This window comes from Streptosporangium sp. NPDC000396, assembly GCF_042898655.1.
Taxonomy (GTDB): Bacteria; Actinomycetota; Actinomycetes; order Streptosporangiales; family Streptosporangiaceae; genus Streptosporangium.
This window is the reverse complement of the sequence record NZ_JBIAZA010000035.1, coordinates 34,543-51,719: the sequence shown is the minus strand read 5'-3', so window position 1 is coordinate 51,719 and position 17,177 is coordinate 34,543. Positions and strand designations below refer to the sequence as shown.

Annotated in this window: 14 protein-coding genes; 10 read left to right on the top strand and 4 right to left on the bottom strand. The window is 68.6% G+C overall.

Annotated elements, in window-relative coordinates; genetic code table 11:
* The first annotated feature begins 73 nt into the window (after nt 1-73).
* The 6 genes from ruvB to ACFY2X_RS39215 all read left to right on the top strand — a co-directional run bounded on the left by ruvB (nt 74) and on the right by ACFY2X_RS39215 (nt 7,675).
* A complete protein-coding gene (gene ruvB, locus ACFY2X_RS39240) occupies nt 74-1,132 on the top strand; it encodes a Holliday junction branch migration DNA helicase RuvB (protein WP_389948159.1) in 1,059 nt (352 codons plus the stop codon).
* Nucleotides 1,133-1,357: 225 nt separating this feature from the next.
* The gene (gene yajC, locus ACFY2X_RS39235; RefSeq protein WP_389948158.1) at nt 1,358-1,732 is read left to right on the top strand and encodes a preprotein translocase subunit YajC; all 375 of its coding nucleotides are present in this window, start codon (nt 1,358-1,360) and stop codon (nt 1,730-1,732) included.
* An 84-nt stretch (nt 1,733-1,816) separates the two neighbouring features.
* Complete coding sequence (secD, locus tag ACFY2X_RS39230) at nt 1,817-3,607, top strand: protein translocase subunit SecD (protein WP_389948157.1); 1,791 nt, start codon at nt 1,817-1,819, stop codon at nt 3,605-3,607.
* The gene (gene secF / locus ACFY2X_RS39225) at nt 3,607-4,656 is read left to right on the top strand and encodes a protein translocase subunit SecF (protein WP_389948156.1); all 1,050 of its coding nucleotides are present in this window, start codon (nt 3,607-3,609) and stop codon (nt 4,654-4,656) included. The genes secD and secF overlap by 1 nt, the downstream gene beginning before the upstream one ends.
* 66 nt (nt 4,657-4,722) lie before the next feature.
* Nucleotides 4,723-5,241, top strand: coding sequence for an adenine phosphoribosyltransferase (locus ACFY2X_RS39220; protein WP_389948155.1), 519 nt, complete (start codon nt 4,723-4,725; stop codon nt 5,239-5,241).
* Nucleotides 5,242-5,479: 238 nt separating this feature from the next.
* Nucleotides 5,480-7,675 carry a RelA/SpoT family protein gene (locus tag ACFY2X_RS39215; RefSeq protein ID WP_389948154.1) on the top strand — a complete coding sequence of 732 codons (2,196 nt, stop codon included), beginning with the start codon at nt 5,480-5,482 and terminating at the stop codon, nt 7,673-7,675.
* 369 nt (nt 7,676-8,044) lie between these two features.
* Here ACFY2X_RS39215 and ACFY2X_RS39210 read toward each other — a convergent pair whose 3' ends face one another.
* Nucleotides 8,045-9,295: a DUF349 domain-containing protein gene (locus ACFY2X_RS39210; protein WP_389948153.1), complete on the bottom strand. Its 1,251-nt coding sequence runs from the start codon at nt 9,293-9,295 to the stop codon at nt 8,045-8,047.
* A gap of 38 nt (nt 9,296-9,333) precedes the next feature.
* A complete protein-coding gene (locus ACFY2X_RS39205; RefSeq protein WP_389948152.1) occupies nt 9,334-10,197 on the bottom strand; it encodes a peptidylprolyl isomerase in 864 nt (287 codons plus the stop codon).
* Between the two features lie 148 nt (nt 10,198-10,345).
* Between ACFY2X_RS39205 and ACFY2X_RS39200 the strand changes: the two genes are divergently transcribed.
* The 3 genes from ACFY2X_RS39200 to aspS are packed head-to-tail and all read left to right on the top strand — an operon-like array spanning nt 10,346 to nt 14,090.
* A complete protein-coding gene (locus ACFY2X_RS39200) occupies nt 10,346-11,074 on the top strand; it encodes an MBL fold metallo-hydrolase (RefSeq protein WP_389948151.1) in 729 nt (242 codons plus the stop codon).
* Nucleotides 11,075-11,076: 2 nt separating this feature from the next.
* On the top strand, nt 11,077-12,342 hold the full coding sequence (gene hisS, locus ACFY2X_RS39195; RefSeq protein ID WP_389948150.1) for a histidine--tRNA ligase: 1,266 nt from the start codon (nt 11,077-11,079) through the stop codon (nt 12,340-12,342).
* Complete coding sequence (aspS, locus tag ACFY2X_RS39190) at nt 12,339-14,090, top strand: aspartate--tRNA ligase (RefSeq protein WP_389948149.1); 1,752 nt, start codon at nt 12,339-12,341, stop codon at nt 14,088-14,090. The genes hisS and aspS overlap by 4 nt, the downstream gene beginning before the upstream one ends.
* Before the next feature lie 100 nt (nt 14,091-14,190).
* Here aspS and ACFY2X_RS39185 read toward each other — a convergent pair whose 3' ends face one another.
* Complete coding sequence (locus tag ACFY2X_RS39185; RefSeq protein WP_389948148.1) at nt 14,191-15,399, bottom strand: cytochrome P450; 1,209 nt, start codon at nt 15,397-15,399, stop codon at nt 14,191-14,193.
* Between the two features lie 189 nt (nt 15,400-15,588).
* The gene (locus ACFY2X_RS39180; protein ID WP_389948147.1) at nt 15,589-16,470 is read right to left on the bottom strand and encodes a peptidylprolyl isomerase; all 882 of its coding nucleotides are present in this window, start codon (nt 16,468-16,470) and stop codon (nt 15,589-15,591) included.
* 202 nt (nt 16,471-16,672) lie between these two features.
* Here ACFY2X_RS39180 and ACFY2X_RS39175 point away from each other — a divergent pair, with 202 nt between their 5' ends.
* Nucleotides 16,673-17,134 carry a hypothetical protein gene (locus tag ACFY2X_RS39175; protein WP_389948146.1) on the top strand — a complete coding sequence of 154 codons (462 nt, stop codon included), beginning with the start codon at nt 16,673-16,675 and terminating at the stop codon, nt 17,132-17,134.
* The last annotated feature ends 43 nt before the right edge of the window (nt 17,135-17,177 follow it).

The following is a 17,177-nucleotide window of genomic DNA, read 5'->3' as shown; positions in this document are numbered from 1 at the left end:
CGTCGGGACGCGGCGGATTCGGCGAGTTGACGACCTTCCGCCTCTGGGCCCGGGTCAGTGAGGATGGCGTGGCGTGAGCTTCGATCGGGATCTGGTGTCACCGGACGCCGAGGGCGACGAGCGGCTGATCGAGGCGGCGCTGCGGCCCAGGCGGCTGGATGAGTTCATCGGCCAGGCGAGGGTGCGCGAACAGCTGTCGCTGGTGCTGCAGAGCGCGCTGCGGCGCAACCGGCCGCCGGACCACGTGCTGATGAGCGGCGGCCCCGGCCTGGGCAAGACGACCCTCTCCATGATCATCGCAACCGAGCTCTCCGTGCCGATCAGGATCACCTCGGGGCCGGCGCTGGAGCGGGCGGGTGACCTCGCGGCCATCCTGTCGACGCTCTCGGAGGGGGAGGTCCTCTTCATCGACGAGATCCACCGGATGGCTCGCCCGGCTGAGGAGATGCTCTATCTCGCGATGGAGGACTTCCGCGTCGACATCGTGGTGGGCAAGGGGCCGGGGGCGACCGCGATCCCGCTGGAGGTCGCGCCGTTCACCCTGGTCGGAGCCACCACCCGGGCCGGGCTGCTGCCCGCGCCGTTGCGTGACCGGTTCGGGTTCGTCGCGCACATGGACTTCTACGAGGTCGCCGAGCTGGAGCAGGTGCTGAACCGCTCGGCGCGGCTGCTCGGCCTGGAGCTTCCCGGCGACGCGGCGCACGAGATCGCCGGGCGGTCCCGGGGCACGCCCCGCATCGCCAACCGGCTGCTGCGCCGGGTCCGGGACTTCGCCGAGGTTCGGGCCGGCGGAGTGGTCACCAGGGACGTCGCCTCGGCGGCGCTGAACCTCTATGAGGTCGACGCCGAAGGACTGGACCGGCTGGACCGGGCGGTGCTTGAGGCGTTGCTGCGCAAGTTCGGCGGAGGCCCGGTGGGACTGTCCACGCTGGCGGTCGCCGTGGGCGAGGAGCCCGAGACGGTCGAGGTGGTCGCCGAGCCGTTCCTGGTGCGTCAGGGCCTGCTGGCCCGCACCCCCCGGGGCAGGGTCGCGACGGCCGCGGCCTGGGTTCACCTCGGTCTCACGCCACCGCCGGACGCGTTCGGCGCCTCGATGGTCGTCGATCTCGAGGAAGATCTGGGATCGGCCTGACGTTGGGGTTTAGTGGGGAAACCGTACAAAGTTGATCACAGATCGGTGACAACGGTATCGAAATGGGAACTTCCCCGTGTGCCGATTCGTGACCTCGTTGCCGCGCCCTAACAGCTCGCCTAAACTCCGTGGCTTGGCTGGCTGTGTAGGCTGACGTGCTGAGCGGCGTGGCCGCGTGTGACGTCCGGCGCCATGCCGATCATTCTTAAGCGAAGGAGCGGCCCCATGGGCGGCAACTATTCGAGCCTCATCATGATCGCCCTGATGGTCGTGGTGTTCTACTTCCTGCTCATCCGGCCGCAGCGAAAGCGGCAGCAAGAGCAGGCCCAGATGCAGAACACCCTGACCCCGGGGACCCGTGTCATGACCACGACCGGGCTTTTCGCGACCGTGGTGGAGATTGACGCCGACGATGTGATCCTGGAGATCGCTCCCGGTGTCGAGACCCGCTGGGTCAAGGCCGCGATTGGCCGCGTGCTGACCCCCCTCGACGACGCGGAGGACGAGAGCGTCCAGCCCGCCGACGCCGTGGACGACACTGTGGTGGAGAACGCGAAGCCGCACGGTGACGATCAGGACTCGACGACCAAGAAGTCATGAGCAGGCTCACCGACCATCCCCTATAGCCGAAAGAACTGACGACCAGTGGCCCGACCGACCAGCGGCCAGAGCAGACCGGGGCGCATGCTCCTGGTGCTCCTGGCGCTCATTTTCGCCATGAGCGGGGTGATGTTCCTGAACAAGGCATACACCCCGGAATATGGCCTCGACCTCGCCGGCGGCACGACAGTGACGCTGCAGCCCGTCACGCCGAACGGCGGCGCTCCCTCCCAGGAGAGCCTCGACCTGGCCGTGAACATCATCCGTGACCGGGTGAACGGCAGCGGCATCTCCGACGCCGAGGTTGCCAAATCCGGTGACAACATCGTCATCTCCGTTCCCGGAGTTGGCCAGGAGGAAGTTGTCAAGCTGGTCGGCACCACGGCGGAGCTGCGATTCCGTCAGGTGATGGCGATCACGGACGGGTCACCCGCGCCTCCCGGGCAGATGCCCACCCAGGCTCCGACACCGTCGGCCACCCCCAGCGGCAAGCCCTCCCCGGCGGCCAAGAGCGGCAACTCCACGACTTCCAAGCCGACGCAGGCCGCCACGCCGAGCCCGACCGGCTCACCCGCCGGTCGCGCCCTGACCTCGGCGCTCACCAACCCGAGCCCGGCCGCCACGCCCGCCCCCTCGGCCAAGCCGAGCGGGAACACGGCCCCGTCGGCCAAGCCGAGCCAGCAGCCGGCGGCCAAGCCGAACAAGAACCCGTCGGCCAAGCCGAGCCAGAGCGCCGCTCCTTCGGCGCAGCCGACGGCCCCGTCCAACGACCCGCTGGCGGGCGTGGACACGACGGGGATCGACTCGGCGGTGCTCAAGCAGTTCCAGACGCTCGACTGCTCCAAGCACAAGGGCCAGGGCGTCCAGGACGCGCCGGACAAGCAGTTCGTCGGCTGCAGCCAGGACGGCAGCGTCAAATACGTGCTCGACAAGGCGGCCGTGACCGGCACCTCGATCGCGAGCGCGTCCGCCGGTGTGGAGCAGACCACCGGTGAGTGGCTCGTCCAGCTGGCCTTCAAGGGCCAGGGTCCGGACCAGTGGTCGAAGGTCACCACCACGGCCTTCAACTCGCAGCCTCCGCGCAACCAGATCGCCATGGTCCTGGACGGTGTGGTCATCTCCGCGCCGGTCATCCAGGAGCCCATCACCGGCGGCCGGGCCCAGATCTCCGGCGGTTTCACCCAGGTGACGGCCGACGCGCTGGCCAACCAGCTCAAGTACGGCGCGCTGCCGCTGAAGTTCGAGAAGAGCTCCATCGACGAGGTCTCCTCCACCCTGGGCGCCGACCAGCTCCGTGGCGGTCTGATCGCCGGTGCCATCGGTCTCGGCCTGGTGCTGATCTACTCGATGCTCTACTACCGGGGCCTGGGCATCGTCTCGGTGCTGAGCCTCGTGGTGGCGTCGATCCTGACCTACGAGTCCGTGGTGCTGCTGGGGGCGTTCGCGGGCTTCCGCCTGTCGCTGCCGCACATCATCGGTCTGATCGTCTCGATCGGTATCACAGCCGACTCGTTCATCGTCTACTTCGAGCGCATCCGTGACGAGATGAAGGAAGGCCGCCGCTCGCTGCGGACGGCCGTCGAGGTCGCCTGGGTCCGTGCCCGGCGGACGATCCTGATCGCGGACGCGGTCATGTTCATCGCCGCCGTGGTGCTGTACTTCCTGGCGGTCGGCGGTGTGGCGGGCTTCGCGTTCGCGATGGGCCTGACCACCCTCATCGACATCGTCGTGGTGTTCATGTTCACCAAGCCGTTTGTCGCGCTGCTGGCCAGGAGAAAATTCTTCGCCAAGGGCCACAAGCTCTCCGGTCTCGACGCCGAGCGGATGAGCAGCGAGGCCGTCGCCGGTTCCAAGTCCGTTCCGCAGGAGGCCTGATGTCCGGCATCGCACGGAGGCTGTATCGCGGCGAGGTCGACGTCGACTTCGTCGGGCGCAGGAAACTCTGGTACGGCCTTTCGGCCTTCCTGCTGGTGATCTCCATCGCAGGTCTGATCATCAACAACGGCCTGAACCTCGGCGTGGAGTTCAAGGGCGGGTCGGTGTTCTCCTTCAAGGCCCCGTCCGCCACGATCGAGCAGGTGCGCGGCACCTTCGCCGACGCCGGGGCGCACCAGGTCATCGTGCAGGAGACCAACAACGGCTGGCGGGTGACCACCGCGAGCATGCCGGCCGAGGAGGTCACCAAGGTTCAGAAGGGCGCGGCCCAGGAGTTCGGCCTGCCGCAGAACCAGGTCACCCTCCAGGTCATCGGCGCCTCCTGGGGCGGTCAGGTGGCGGACAAGGCCATCGTCGGCTTGATCGTCTTCATGCTGGCGATCATCCTGTATCTGACGGTGGCCTTCGAGTGGAAGATGGCGCTGTCCGCCATCGTGGCGCTCTTCCACGACCTGGTGATCACCGCCGGCGTCTACGCCTGGTCCGGCTTCGAGGTCACCCCGGCGACCCTGCTGGGCTTCCTGACGATTCTCGGTTACTCGCTCTACGACGCGGTCGTCGTGTTCGACATGATCAAGGAGGTCACCGCCAAGCTCGGCACGACCTCCAAGATGACCTACACCCAGGCGGCCAACAACGCGCTGAACCACACGCTGATCCGGTCGCTGAACACCACCCTGGTGGCGATCCTGCCGGTGGCCGCGATCCTGTTCATCGGCACCACGCTGTTCGGCGCGGGCACGCTGAAGGACCTGTCGCTGGCCCTGTTCGTCGGCATGATCGTCGGCACATACTCCTCCCTGTGTGTGGCGACGCCGATGCTGGTCACGCTGAAGGAGCGCGAGCCGCGCTACCAGGCGATCGCCCGCAAGCTCGCCGCCCGTGGCAACGGGGCCGGGCCCGCCCCCAAGGGTGGCCGTCAGCCGGTGACGGCGGGGGCCGCCAACGGCTCGCCGGCCGACAGTGACAAGCGCGACAAGAAGAAGTAGACCAGAAAGATGACGCCTCCGCTCCCTTCCCGGGGGCGGGGGCGTTTTCCTTGGAGGAACGTGACCATGAGTGACATGCGCCAGCTGATCCTGGACCGGATCCGTGACGTGCCCGACTACCCCCAGCCCGGAGTGCTGTTCAAGGACATCACGCCCCTGCTCGCCGACCCGGAGGCGTTCGCCGCGGTGGTGGACGAGCTTTCCGGCCTCCACAAGGTGGACAAGATCGTCGGTATCGAGGCCCGCGGTTTCATCCTGGCCGCTCCGGCCGCCTACAAGGCCGGCGCGGGATTCGTTCCGGTGCGCAAGAAAGGCAAACTGCCTTCCGAGACGCTTGAGGCGTCCTACGATTTGGAGTACGGTTCCGCCACCATCGAAGTCCACCAGGACGCCTTCGCCCCGGGCGATCGGGTTCTGATCGTCGACGACGTGCTCGCCACCGGAGGTACGGCGTGCGCGGCGGTGGAACTGATCCGCAGGGCGGGCGCCGAGGTCGTCGCCATCGCCGTGCTCATGGAATTGGCTTCCCTCAAGGGCAGGGAACGGCTGGACGGTGTGGAGCTGTACTCCCTCCTGGTCGTCTGATCCCACCGCCCGGGGGAAGCACTCAAACCGGTCTGGATACACTTGGGGGATCTGGACTCGAATGTGAGGAGTCTGAGTGCCCCGTGATGTGGTCGTCCCCGACGTGACCGCCGGCGGTGGCGGTCCTGAGACGGCCGTCCCGGCCGGCGATGCCGGTCCCGCCATGTCCGGAGCCACCGAAGAGAGGCCTGCGGTAAGGCGCAGGCTCGCACGCTTTGGGGGACAATGGGGTGGCGCCATGAACCCGGTGCTGGAGCCGCTGTTCCGGACGGTCCGCGCGACTCATCCGAAGGCAGACCTGCGGCTGATCGAGCGTGCCTACGATGTGGCCGCCTACCATCATCGTGATCAGAAGCGCAAGAGCGGCGACCCCTACATCACCCACCCGCTGGCGGTGGCGACGATCCTGGCCGAGCTGGGCACCGACGACGAGACGTTGTGCGCCGCGCTGCTGCACGACACCGTCGAAGACACCGCCTACAGCCTGGACGAGCTGCGCTCGGACTTCGGCGACAACATCGGGCTGCTGGTCGACGGCGTCACCAAGCTGGACAAGGTCAAGTTCGGTGACGCCGCCCAGGCCGAGACCGTGCGCAAGATGGTCGTGGCGATGTCCCGTGACATCCGGGTGCTGGTGATCAAGCTTGCCGACCGGCTGCACAACATGCGCACCATGCGTTACCTGCCCGAGCACAAGCGGCAGCAGAAGTCCCGTGAGACTCTGGAGATCTTCGCGCCGCTCGCCCACCGGCTCGGCATGAACACCATCAAGTGGGAGCTGGAGGACCTCGCGTTCGCCATGCTCTACCCCAAGCGTTACGACGAGATCGCCAGGATGGTCTCGGAGCGGGCCCCGCGCAGGGACCTGTTCCTGCAGGAGGTCATCGAGAAGGTCTCCGGCGACCTGCGCGAGGCCAAGATCCGCGCGGTGGTCAAGGGGCGTCCCAAGCACTACTACTCGGTCTACCAGAAGATGATCGCCAGGGATGTCGCCTTCGACGACATCTACGACCTGGTCGGCATCCGGGTGCTGGTCGACACGGTCCGTGACTGCTACGCCGCCCTCGGAACGATTCACGCGCGATGGAACCCGGTGCCCGGCCGGTTCAAGGACTACATCGCGATGCCCAAGTTCAACATGTACCAGTCGCTGCACACGACGGTCATCGGCCCCGAGGGCAAGCCGGTGGAGCTGCAGATCCGCACCCACGGCATGCACCACAGGGCCGAGTACGGCGTGGCCGCGCACTGGAAGTACAAGGAGGACCTGAGCACCTCTGGCTCTCCCGGGTCGAAGCTGAAGCCGGCCAGCGACATGGCCTGGCTCCGTCAGCTCCTGGACTGGCAGAAGGAGACCTCGGACCCGGGCGAGTTCCTGGAGTCGCTCAGGTTCGACCTGTCGGTCTCGGAGGTGTACGTCTTCACACCGCGAGGCCAGGTGATCGCCCTTCCCGAGGGTGCGACGTCGGTCGACTTCGCCTACGCCGTGCACACCGAGGTCGGTCACCGCTGCATCGGCGCCCGGGTCAACGGCCGTCTGGTGCCGCTGGAGTCGCGCCTGGGCAACGGCGACACCGTGGAGATCTTCACCTCCAAGTCGCCCGACGCCGGCCCGTCGCGCGACTGGCTCAAGTTCGTCAAGTCCGGCCGGGCCCGCAACAAGATCCGGCAGTGGTTCTCCAAGGAGCGCCGCGAGACCGCGATCGAGGCGGGCAAGGAGGCCATCGGCCGGGCCATGCGCAAGCAGGGCCTGCCCCTGCAGCGCCTGATGTCCGGAGAGTCCCTCCTGGCGCTCGCCAGGGACCTGCGCTACCCGGATGTCTCCGCGCTCTACGCGGCCGTCGGAGAGGGCCACATAGCCGCTCAGGCGGTCGTGCAGAAGCTGGTGCACTCCCTCGGAGGAGTGGACGGCGCGGAGGAGGACATCGCCGAAGCGTCGGTTCCGACCAAGCTGCGTGGCCGTCCTCGCGGCAGCGGCGGTGCGGGCGTGGTGGTCGCGGGCGACTCGGACGTCTGGGTGCGGCTGTCGCGCTGCTGCACTCCCGTGCCCGGTGACGAGATCATCGGCTTCGTCACCCGAGGGCACGGCGTGTCGGTCCACCGCACCAACTGCCCCAACGTGGAGCAGCTGAAGTCCCAGCCGGACCGCCTGGTCGAGGTCGACTGGTCGGCCGGAGGCGACTCGGTGTTCCTGGTCGCCCTCCAGGTCGAGGCGCTCGACCGGCCGCGCCTGCTGTCGGATGTGACCCGAACCCTGTCGGACCAGCACGTGAACATCCTGTCGGCGTCGGTGACGACGTCCAGGGACCGCGTGGCGATCAGCAAGTTCACCTTCGAGATGGGCGACCCCAAGCACCTGGGTCACGTCCTGAAGGCCGTACGGAACATCCCTGGTGTCTACGACGTGTATCGGGTGAGCGGCGCCGGCTCCTGATCCGCCGGTTCCCGGGAAAGCGGTCTCCGCCCGGTCCCCTGGAGGGCCGGGCGGTTCACGGCCTCGCCCAGCGGCCGGAGGGCTCCCCGTACCGACCACGGCACCGCAGGGCTCTCCGTACCGCTCACAGCTTTGCTCGACGGCCGGAGGGGGTCCCCGTACCCGCTCATGGCCCCTGTTCGGCGGCCGGAGGGGTCCCCGCGCCGTCACCCCATGCCCTGGGAGCTGGGGCGGGGCCTGCGGTGAAGACCGGGGCCTGATTCGCGCCGTCGTCGACCGGCCGGGTCGCCGGCGGCCCGGCGGTGCACATGAGAAGAGCCCGGGGGCGTGCCCTGCGACAGGGCACGTCCCCAGGCTCCCTTCAGCGCGTCAGGAGAACTCGGCGAGCGTGCGCTCGGCCTCCTCCAGCCAGGAACGGCGGGCGGTCAGGGCCTCCTCGGCGTCCTTCACGTCCCTGTCCTTGCCGGCCGCCTGAGCCTTGGCCAGGCGGGCCTCCAGCTGTTCGATCGACTTGTGGAGCTGGTCGACCGTGTTCTGGGCGCGAGCGCGGGCCTCGGGGTTGGAGCGCTTCCACTCGGCGTCCTCGGCCTTGCGGACCGCGTCGTCGATCTTGCGCAGCCCGCCTTCGAGGCGGTCGCGCTGCTCGCGCGGAACCGGGCCCGCGGCCTCCCAGCGCTCCAGGACGGCACGCAGGGCGGCCCTGGCGGCGCGGGCGTCGGAGACCGGGAGGATCTTCTCGGCCTCGGCCAGAAGCTGCTCCTTGACCTCGGCGTTGGCCGCGAGCGAGGCGTCACGTTCGGCGAAGACCGCCGAGCGGGCCTGGAAGAACTGGTCCTGGGCGCCCTTGAAACGGGCCCAGAGCTCGTCCTCGACCTCCCTGGAGGCCCGGCCCGCCATCTTCCACTGCTGCATCAGGGAACGGTAGGCCGAGGCCGTGGCGCTCCAGTCGGTGGAGGAGGCCAGTGCCTCGGCCTCGGCCACGATGCGCTCCTTGGAGGAACGCACGTTCTCGCGCTGCTCGTCCAACCCGGCGAAGTAGGCCTTGCGCCGCTTCGCGAAGGCCGTGCGGGCGGCGGACAGCCGCTTCCAGAGCGCGGCCTCGGTGACCCGGTCGATGCGCTCGGCGGCCTTCCACTCCTCGACGAGCTGGCGAAGCCGCTCGCCACCGGTCTTCCAGTGGGTGGTGTCGTCGGCGATGCGCTCGGCCTCGGCGACGATCCGCTCCTTGAGACCCTTGGCCTCCGCGCGAGCCACGTCACGAGCGGCCTTGACCTCCTCGCGGCGCTGGGCGACCAGCTCCGTGAGGGTGTTCAGCCGGCTCAGCAGCGCGTCGAGATCACCGACCGCATGCGCGTCGGTGATCGCCTCGCGGAGCTTGACGATGGTCGCCTCGGCCTGAGCGGGCGGCAGGTCGGTGCCGCGGACCCGCTGTTCCAGCAGCGTGACCTGCCCGGCCAGCTCGTCGAACTTGCGATGGAAGTAGGCAAGTGCCTCCTCCGGTTCGCCGGCCTGCCAGGACCCGACGGCCCGTTCTCCCTCAGCCGTACGTACGTAGACGGTGCCGTCGTCGTCTACCCGGCCCCACGGGTCGGTGCTCACCGTGTCCTCCCGCACTTTCATCAGCCTTTCGAGGCTAACCGCCTCTTGGATGTATTACGTCAGCTCTTGCCGGACATTGTCACGTTTTTGATTTCCACAGTTTCCTTCGGGGCTCCGGTGCCGTCAGGTCCCGGAGTGATGACCCCGCCCTTGTTCACCTTGTCGATGATCTCCATCCCCTTCGTGACCGTACCGAACGGGGTGTACTGCGGCGGCAGCTGGGTGTCGCCGTAAACGATGAAGAACTGGCTGCCGTTGGTGTCGGGGCCGCTGTTGGCCATGGCCACGACGCCGCGGGTGTACTTCGCGCCTTCGAGATTTTCGTTGACAAAACGGTACCCGGGACCGCCCTGGCCGTCGGTGGGGTTCTTGCCGTCGGCCTTGGCCAGCGGGTCGCCGCACTGCAACACCGGGAACTGGTCGGAGCCCAGACGGTGGCACTTGGAGCCGTTGAAGTATTTCTTCCCGGCCAGGAAGGCGAAGGAGTTGACCGTGCAGGGCGTCTTCTTCGCGGACACCTCGATGACGATGTCGCCCTGGTTGGTCTTCAGGGTCATGGTCTTGGGAGTGGTGTCCACCTTGGCGGGGGGCATGCCCACGTTCTTGGCCGGGCCGCCGTCGGCGTCGGCGACGTAGCCGCAGGTGCCGCTGGCGGGGTCGAAGGCCGTGGGCGCGGCGGCCGTCTCCGACGGGCTCGCCGAAGGGTTCGCCGAGGCCTGTGCCGTCGGGTTGGCCGTGGCGGTGGAGTCACTGCCTCCGAGCAGGGCCGTCGCGGCGATCACACCGCCGACGACAACCACGACGGCAACGCTGGTGCCGATGATCGCATTGCGCTTGGCCTTGGCCTCACGCTCGAGGCGCCGCTGGTTCTGCCGCTCGTAGTGCTCGCGCGCCAGCTGCTTCTGGCGGTCCTTGCCGCTCACCGCTTCGCCCTCCCGAGTGCCGGAGTATTACTTATTGAGGTGGGCGAATCGTATCGGCCAATGGGTAATGGTTCGCAGCCCGCCGACCCGCACCGGTACCCTTCGGTTACATTCCCATCCGCATTCTTGACGAGATCGGCTGAGGCAGATGCTCATCGCCGGCTTTCCCGCAGGCTCGTTTCAGACCAACTGCTACGTCGTCGCTCCCGCCGCAGGCGAGGAGTGCGTCATCGTCGATCCAGGGCAGAACGCCGTCGGCGACCTGGATGACGTGCTGCGCGAGCATCGGCTGAAGCCGGTCGCGGTGCTGGTCACCCATGGGCACCTCGACCACATGTGGTCGGTCGCGCCGGTCTGCGGCGCACGTGACGTCCCCGCGTGGATCCACCCGGAGGACCGCGATCTGCTCTCCGATCCGGGCAAGGGGCTGTCGCTGCTGGCCCAGCAGCAGCTGTTCGGGGGGCTGACCTTCACCGAGCCCGACGACGTGCGTGAGCTCGCCGACGGTGAGGTGCTGAAGCTGGCGGGCATGGAGCTCACGGTCGACCACACCCCGGGCCATACCAGGGGGTCGGTGACGTTCAGGCTGCCCGGCACCGAGGAGACTCCGGACGTGCTGTTCTCGGGCGATCTGCTGTTCGCCGGCTCCATCGGCCGCACAGACCTTCCGGGCGGTGATTACCCGACCATCCTGCGCAGCCTGGCCGCCAAGTGCCTGCCGCTGCCGGAGGACACGGTGGTCCTTCCCGGCCACGGACCACAGACCACGATCGGCCACGAGCGTGCCACCAACCCGTATCTGGCGGAAGCGGCGGAGGTCTCCAGCGCAGACCTCGCGCGCCCCCGGCACGACCGTGGTCCCACCAGGGGACTCTAAAGATGACTTTGCAGGCGCCCAAGGGCACCTTTGACTGGCTTCCACCGCGCTCGGAGCGGGTTCTCGCCGTGCGTGAGGCGCTGAGCGCCCCGGCACGCCGTGCGGGCTACGGCTATATCGAGACGCCCGTCTTCGAGGACACCGCGCTGTTCGTCCGCGGGGTCGGAGAGTCGACCGACATCGTCTCCAAGGAGATGTACACCTTCGAGGACAAGGGCGGACGCTCCATCACCCTGCGGCCCGAGGGCACCGCATCGGTCGTGCGGGCGGTCCTCCAGCACGGCCTGCACAACGGCAGGCTGCCCGTGAAACTCTGGTATTCCGGCAGCCAGTTCCGCTACGAGCGTGCTCAGAAGGGCCGCTACCGCCACTTCTGGCAGGTCGGTGCGGAGGCCCTGGGGGCGGAGGATCCCGCGCTGGACGCCGAGCTGATCGTGCTCGCGGCCGACGGCTACGCCGGACTGGGGCTGACGAACGTGCGGCTGCTGCTCAACACGCTGGGCGACAAGGAGTGCCGTCCCGCCTACCGCGCCGCGCTCCAGGACTTCCTGCGCGGGCTCGACCTCGACGAGCCCACCCGCCGGCGAATCGAGATCAATCCGTTGCGCGTGCTCGACGACAAGCGTCCCGAGGTGCAGGCCCAGCTCGCCGACGCGCCGCTGGTCGTCGATCACCTGTGTGAGGCGTGCAAGGCCTACCACGAGGAGGTCCGCTCACTGCTGACCGCCTCCGGCGTGGCCTACACCGACGAGCCCCGGCTGGTCCGCGGCCTGGACTACTACACGCGCACCACGTTCGAGTTCGTCCACGACGGGCTGGGCTCGCAGTCGGCGGTCGGCGGCGGAGGTCGCTACGACGGGCTGAGCGAGATGCTCGGGGGTCCGTCCCTGCCCAGCGTCGGCTGGGCGCTCGGCGTCGACCGGACGATCCTGGCCATGGAGGCCGAGGGTCTGCTCCAGGACGAGGACGCCGAGTCCGGCGTCCAGGTGTACGGTGTGCCGCTGGGTGAGGAGGCGCGCCGCCGGATGTTCCTCCTCATCACCGAACTGCGCCGGGCCGGTCTCGACGCCGACATGTCGTTCGGCGGCAAGGGCGTCAAGGGCGCAATGAAGGGCGCCGACCGCTCCGGGGCGAGCTACGCCGTGATCCTCGGCGAGCGAGACATCGCCGCCGGATCCGCCCAGGTCAAGGACCTGGCCAGTGGCGAACAGTCCGCCGTGCCACTCGCTGAGATCATCACGACCCTGAAGGAGAAACTGAAGAAATGATCCGCACGCACGAAGCGGGATCACTGCGTAAGGAACACGCGGGGCAGCAGGTGACGCTGGCCGGTTGGGTGGCGCGCCGCCGCGACCACGGCGGTGTGGTCTTCATCGACCTGCGTGACGCCTCCGGCTCTTCCCAGGTGGTCTTCCGCGAAGAGGACGACGCGCACGGCCTGCGCGCCGAATACTGCGTCAAGGTCGTCGGACAGGTGCGGATCCGTCCGGAGGGCAACGAGAACCTGGATCTGCCGACCGGCGAGATCGAGGTCGTCGCCTCCGAGGTCGAGGTGCTCAGCGAGTCGGCCCCGCTGCCGTTCCCGGTGGAGGGCGCCGCGGGCGTCTCCGAGGAGGCCCGGCTCAAATACCGCTACCTCGACATCCGCCGCCAGCAGATCGCGCAGGCCATGCGGATCCGCTCCAAGGCCACCTACCTGGCCCACGAGGTGATGAACGAGCACGGGTTCAACTACATCGAGACCCCGACGCTGACCCGTTCCACCCCCGAGGGCGCCCGCGACTTCCTCGTCCCCGTCCGCCTCCAGCCGGGCAGCTGGTACGCGCTGCCGCAGTCGCCGCAGCTGTTCAAGCAGCTCCTCATGGTCGCCGGCATGGAGCGCTACTATCAGCTGGCCCGATGCTTCCGCGACGAGGACCTGCGCGCCGACCGGCAGCCGGAGTTCACCCAGATCGACGTCGAGATGTCCTTCGTGGACCAGGACGACGTCATCGCGCTGGGCGAGGCGCTGATCGGCCGCATCTGGAAGGAGACGCTCGGCTACGAGCTGCCGACGCCGCTGCCCCGGATGACCTACTGGGAGGCCATGTCGCGCTACGGCTCCGACAAGCCGGACCTGCGCTTCGGCCAGGAACTGGTCGAGATGACCGAGTTCTTCGCCGATACCTCCTTCCGGGTGTTCCAGGCACCGTACGTGGGTGCCGTGGTCATGCCGGGTGGCGCCTCGCAGACCCGCAAGGAGCTGGACGGCTGGCAGGAGTGGGCCAAGTCGCGCGGTGCCCGGGGCCTGGCCTACGTGCTCGTCGGCGAGGACGGCACGCTCGGCGGCCCGGTGGCCAAGAACCTGTCGGAGACCGAGAGCGCCGGTCTGGCCGCGAAGGTCGGCGCCCAGCCCGGTGACGCGATCTTCTTCGCGGCCGGTACGGCCTCCGCCTCCCGTGACCTGCTCGGCGCGGCCCGCCTGGAGATCGGCCGTCGCTGCGGCCTGATCGACGAGTCGGCGTGGAGCTTCCTGTGGATCGTCGACGCCCCCATGTTCGAGCCCGTGCACGATGAGGTCGGCCGCCAGACCGGCTGGACCGCGGTCCACCACCCGTTCACCGGGCCGAAGCCCGAGTGGGCCGACAACTTCCACGAGCACCCCGGCGAGGCCCTGGCCTACGCCTACGACATGGTCTGCAACGGCATGGAGATCGGCGGCGGCTCGATCCGTATCCACCGGGCCGAGATGCAGCAGCGGGTCTTCGACGTGCTCGGCATCTCCAAGGAGGAGGCGGAGAACAAGTTCGGCTTCCTGCTGGAGGCGTTCAAGTACGGCCCGCCGCCGCACGGCGGCATCGCCTACGGCTGGGACCGGATCTGCATGCTCCTCGCGGGCGGCGACTCGATCCGCGACGTCATCGCCTTCCCGAAGACGGCATCCGGTTTCGACCCGCTGACCGGCGCGCCCACCCCGATCACCGGTGAGCAGCGCAAGGAGGCGGGTGTGGACGCCAAGCCGAAGGCCCAGGCGTAGCCTTCGGCCGTCGTCTGCGTCCTCCCGGCGTCGCCGCGGGCCCCCCGGAATCTCCGGGGGGCCCGCGCCGTACCCGGGCCCCTGAGCGTCGTGCCAGGGTCTAGAAACGGACCGGAAGCGCCGTCAGCCCGCGGATCAGCGAGCCGCTCTGCTGCCAGGAGAGCTCGTCGGGAGCGCAGGCGAGCGTGATGTCCGGCAGGCGGCGCAGCAGCGTCCCGAAGGCGATCTGAGCCTCCAGCCGGGCCAGCGGTGCGCCCAGGCAGAAGTGGATGCCGTGGCCGAACGCCACGTGACGGTTGTCGGTCCGGGTGATGTCGAGGGTTTCCGGGTCGTCGAACACCTCGGGATCGTGACCCGCGGATCCGAGGACCACGTGGATCACGCTGCGCTTGGGGATGTGCACGCCCGCGATCTCCATGTCCTCGGTGGCGAACCGGAGGGTGGCCCGCTGCACCGGGCCGTCGTAGCGCAGGAACTCCTCGATCGCCGACGGCAGCAGCTCCGGCCTGTCCTTCAGCAACCGGAGCTGGCCGGGGTTGGTCAGCAGGGCCAGCATGCCGTTGCCGATCAGGTTGACCGTGGTCTCGTGTCCGGCGATGAGCAGCAGTGTGAGCGTGGCGATCATTTCCTGCTCGCTGAGCAGTTCGTCCTCGTCGCGGGCGGCCACCAGCGCACTGATCAGGTCGTCCCGGGGTTCGGCGCGGCGCTCGGCGATGACCCGGGTGAAGTAGGCGCGGACGGCGGCGTTCACCTCGCCGCGGCGCCGTGTCCCTTCCTCGTCGAGGTTCGGGTTGACCAGCGTGCCCGACCATTCGCGGAAGTCGTCGCGATCCTCGGCGGGGACGCCCAGCAGCTCGCAGATCACGATGATCGGCAGGGGGAAGGCGAAGTCGTCCAGCAGGTCGGCGTGGCCCCTGGCGGCCATCGCGTCGATGAGCCCGTCGGTGATCTCCTGGATCCGCGGGCGCAGGCTCTCGGTCCGGCGCGGGGTGAAGGCCTTGACGACCAGGCGGCGCAGCCGGGTGTGGTCCGGCGGGTCGCTGTTGAGCATGTTGTGGGCGAGAGCCGGGTTGTCCATGGAGGCGAACTGGTGGAAGGCGGGGGGACCCTGGTCCAGGTCCTTGCTCAGCCGCGGGTCGCTGAGCGCGGGGCGGCCGTGCTCGTGGCCGAGGATCAGGAACGCGTCCATTCCGGGCGGGAAGTCGATCGGGTGGACCGGCCCTTTCTCCCGGAGCGCGGCGTAGACGGCGTAGGGGTCCCGGTTGTACTCGGGATCGAACACGAACTCGGCGGGAAGCTTCTCCGGCATCGGTCTCCCTCGGTGAGATGGATCATGTGACCTCTGCTTCAAGTCTGATCCCGGCGCGCCGATGATCGCCCGGTTGTGATCGGTATCACAGATACCTGCGGCGCCGTCACGGTGGCGCGGGCCGCGGTCCCGCCTCGAAACGCCGATGCCCCGGTGGTCGATCGACCACCGGGGCATCGGCTGGAGGCCTCAGGAGAGCTTCACGTCCTTGATGACCACCGGGATCTTGGGGGCGGTGGAGCCGCCGTCGCCGGTGATGTCCTCGGGGTTGGTGATCCATCCTCCCTTGAAGACCTTGTCGAGGATGTCCATGCCCTTGGAAACCGTGCCGAAGGGCGTGTAGGCCGCCTCGATCGCGGTGGTCTCCACCCCGAGGGAGATCCAGAACTGGCTGCCGTTCTGGTTCTTCGCGTCCGGCGGCTGGGCCAGGGCGACCGTGCCCTTGGTGTACGGCATGCCGCCGAGGTTCTCGTCGTCGAAGACGTAACCGGAGCTGCCCTGGCCGTCGGTGGGGTTCTCGCCGTCGGCCTTGGCCAGCGGGTCGCCGCACTGCAGCATGGCCACGCCCGAGTTCTCCGGGGTGGCCAGACGGTGGCACTTGGTGTTGTCGTAGAAGTTCTTCTTCGCGAGGAAGGCGAAGGAGTTCACCGTGCAGGGCGCCTGCGCCGTCGCCAGGTCGATCACGATGTCACCGTGGTTGGTGGTGATCGTCATGGTCTTCAGTTTCAGGTTGGGCTTGCTCGGCGGCATGCCCACTTTCTTGGCGGGGCTGCCGCTGTCGTCCTTGCGGTAGGAGCAGCTCGCCTTGGAGGGGTCGGTCGGGACGGTCGGCGTCGGCTGCGGCGCGGCGGTCTCCGAGGGGGCCGCCGAACTGGCGGCGGCCTCGGGCTTGGCGTCGCTCTTCCCGCCGAGAAGAGCCGACGTGGCGATCAGGCCGCCGACGACGACCACCACGGCGGCGCCGACTCCGATGAAGGCGTTCCGCTTCGACTTGGTCGCCTGCTCGGCACGCTGGGCCTGTCGCTCTTTGTGCTCCCGAGCCAGCTGGCTCTGGCGGTCTTCGCCGCTCACCGCTATGTCCTCCAGGATGACCGTTACATGACTATCAACTGGGCGAAAGCGTACCGGCCTTGGCGTGTGGTGGACGTAAGTGACGTAAGTCATCAGCCGTTAATGGAGAGATTTGCGTAGAATGTCCCGCTCCACTCGGGAACCGTTCGTGGTGGAATCCCGTATTCGGTGACGACGAACCACGCGCGACGGGAGCTGTCACATGTTCGACGAGATCCTGGGCCTGCCCGCCCACCCGCTGATCGTCCATGCCGCCGTGATCTTCGCGCCGCTCCTGGCGGTGCTGGCGGCCGTCTACGGGCTGGCGCCGCGCACGCGCGCCGCGCTCGGCTGGGCGGTGACGACGCTCGCGGTGATCGCCCCGGTGACCGTCCTGGCGGCGAGGCAGAGCGGTGAGGCGCTGAAGGACGGGCGCTTCGCCTCGGTCGACGGGCAGCTCGGCCAGCGCCTCGCCGACCATCAGAGTTTCGCCGTGCCGCTGCTGCTGAGCACCCTCGCCCTGGGCGCGGTCTCGCTGGGGCTGGTCTATGTCTCGCGCGGTGACCGGTTCGGCCGCCCGGTGGGGACGGCCGTTTCGGCGCTGACCGTGGTTCTGGCCCTCGTGGCCGGGTACTACGCGCTGCGCGCCGGGCACACCGGCGCCACCGCGGTCTGGGGAAGCTGAGAGCGCGCCCCGCGGCTCGGACGTCCCGCACGAGGCTGTGAAG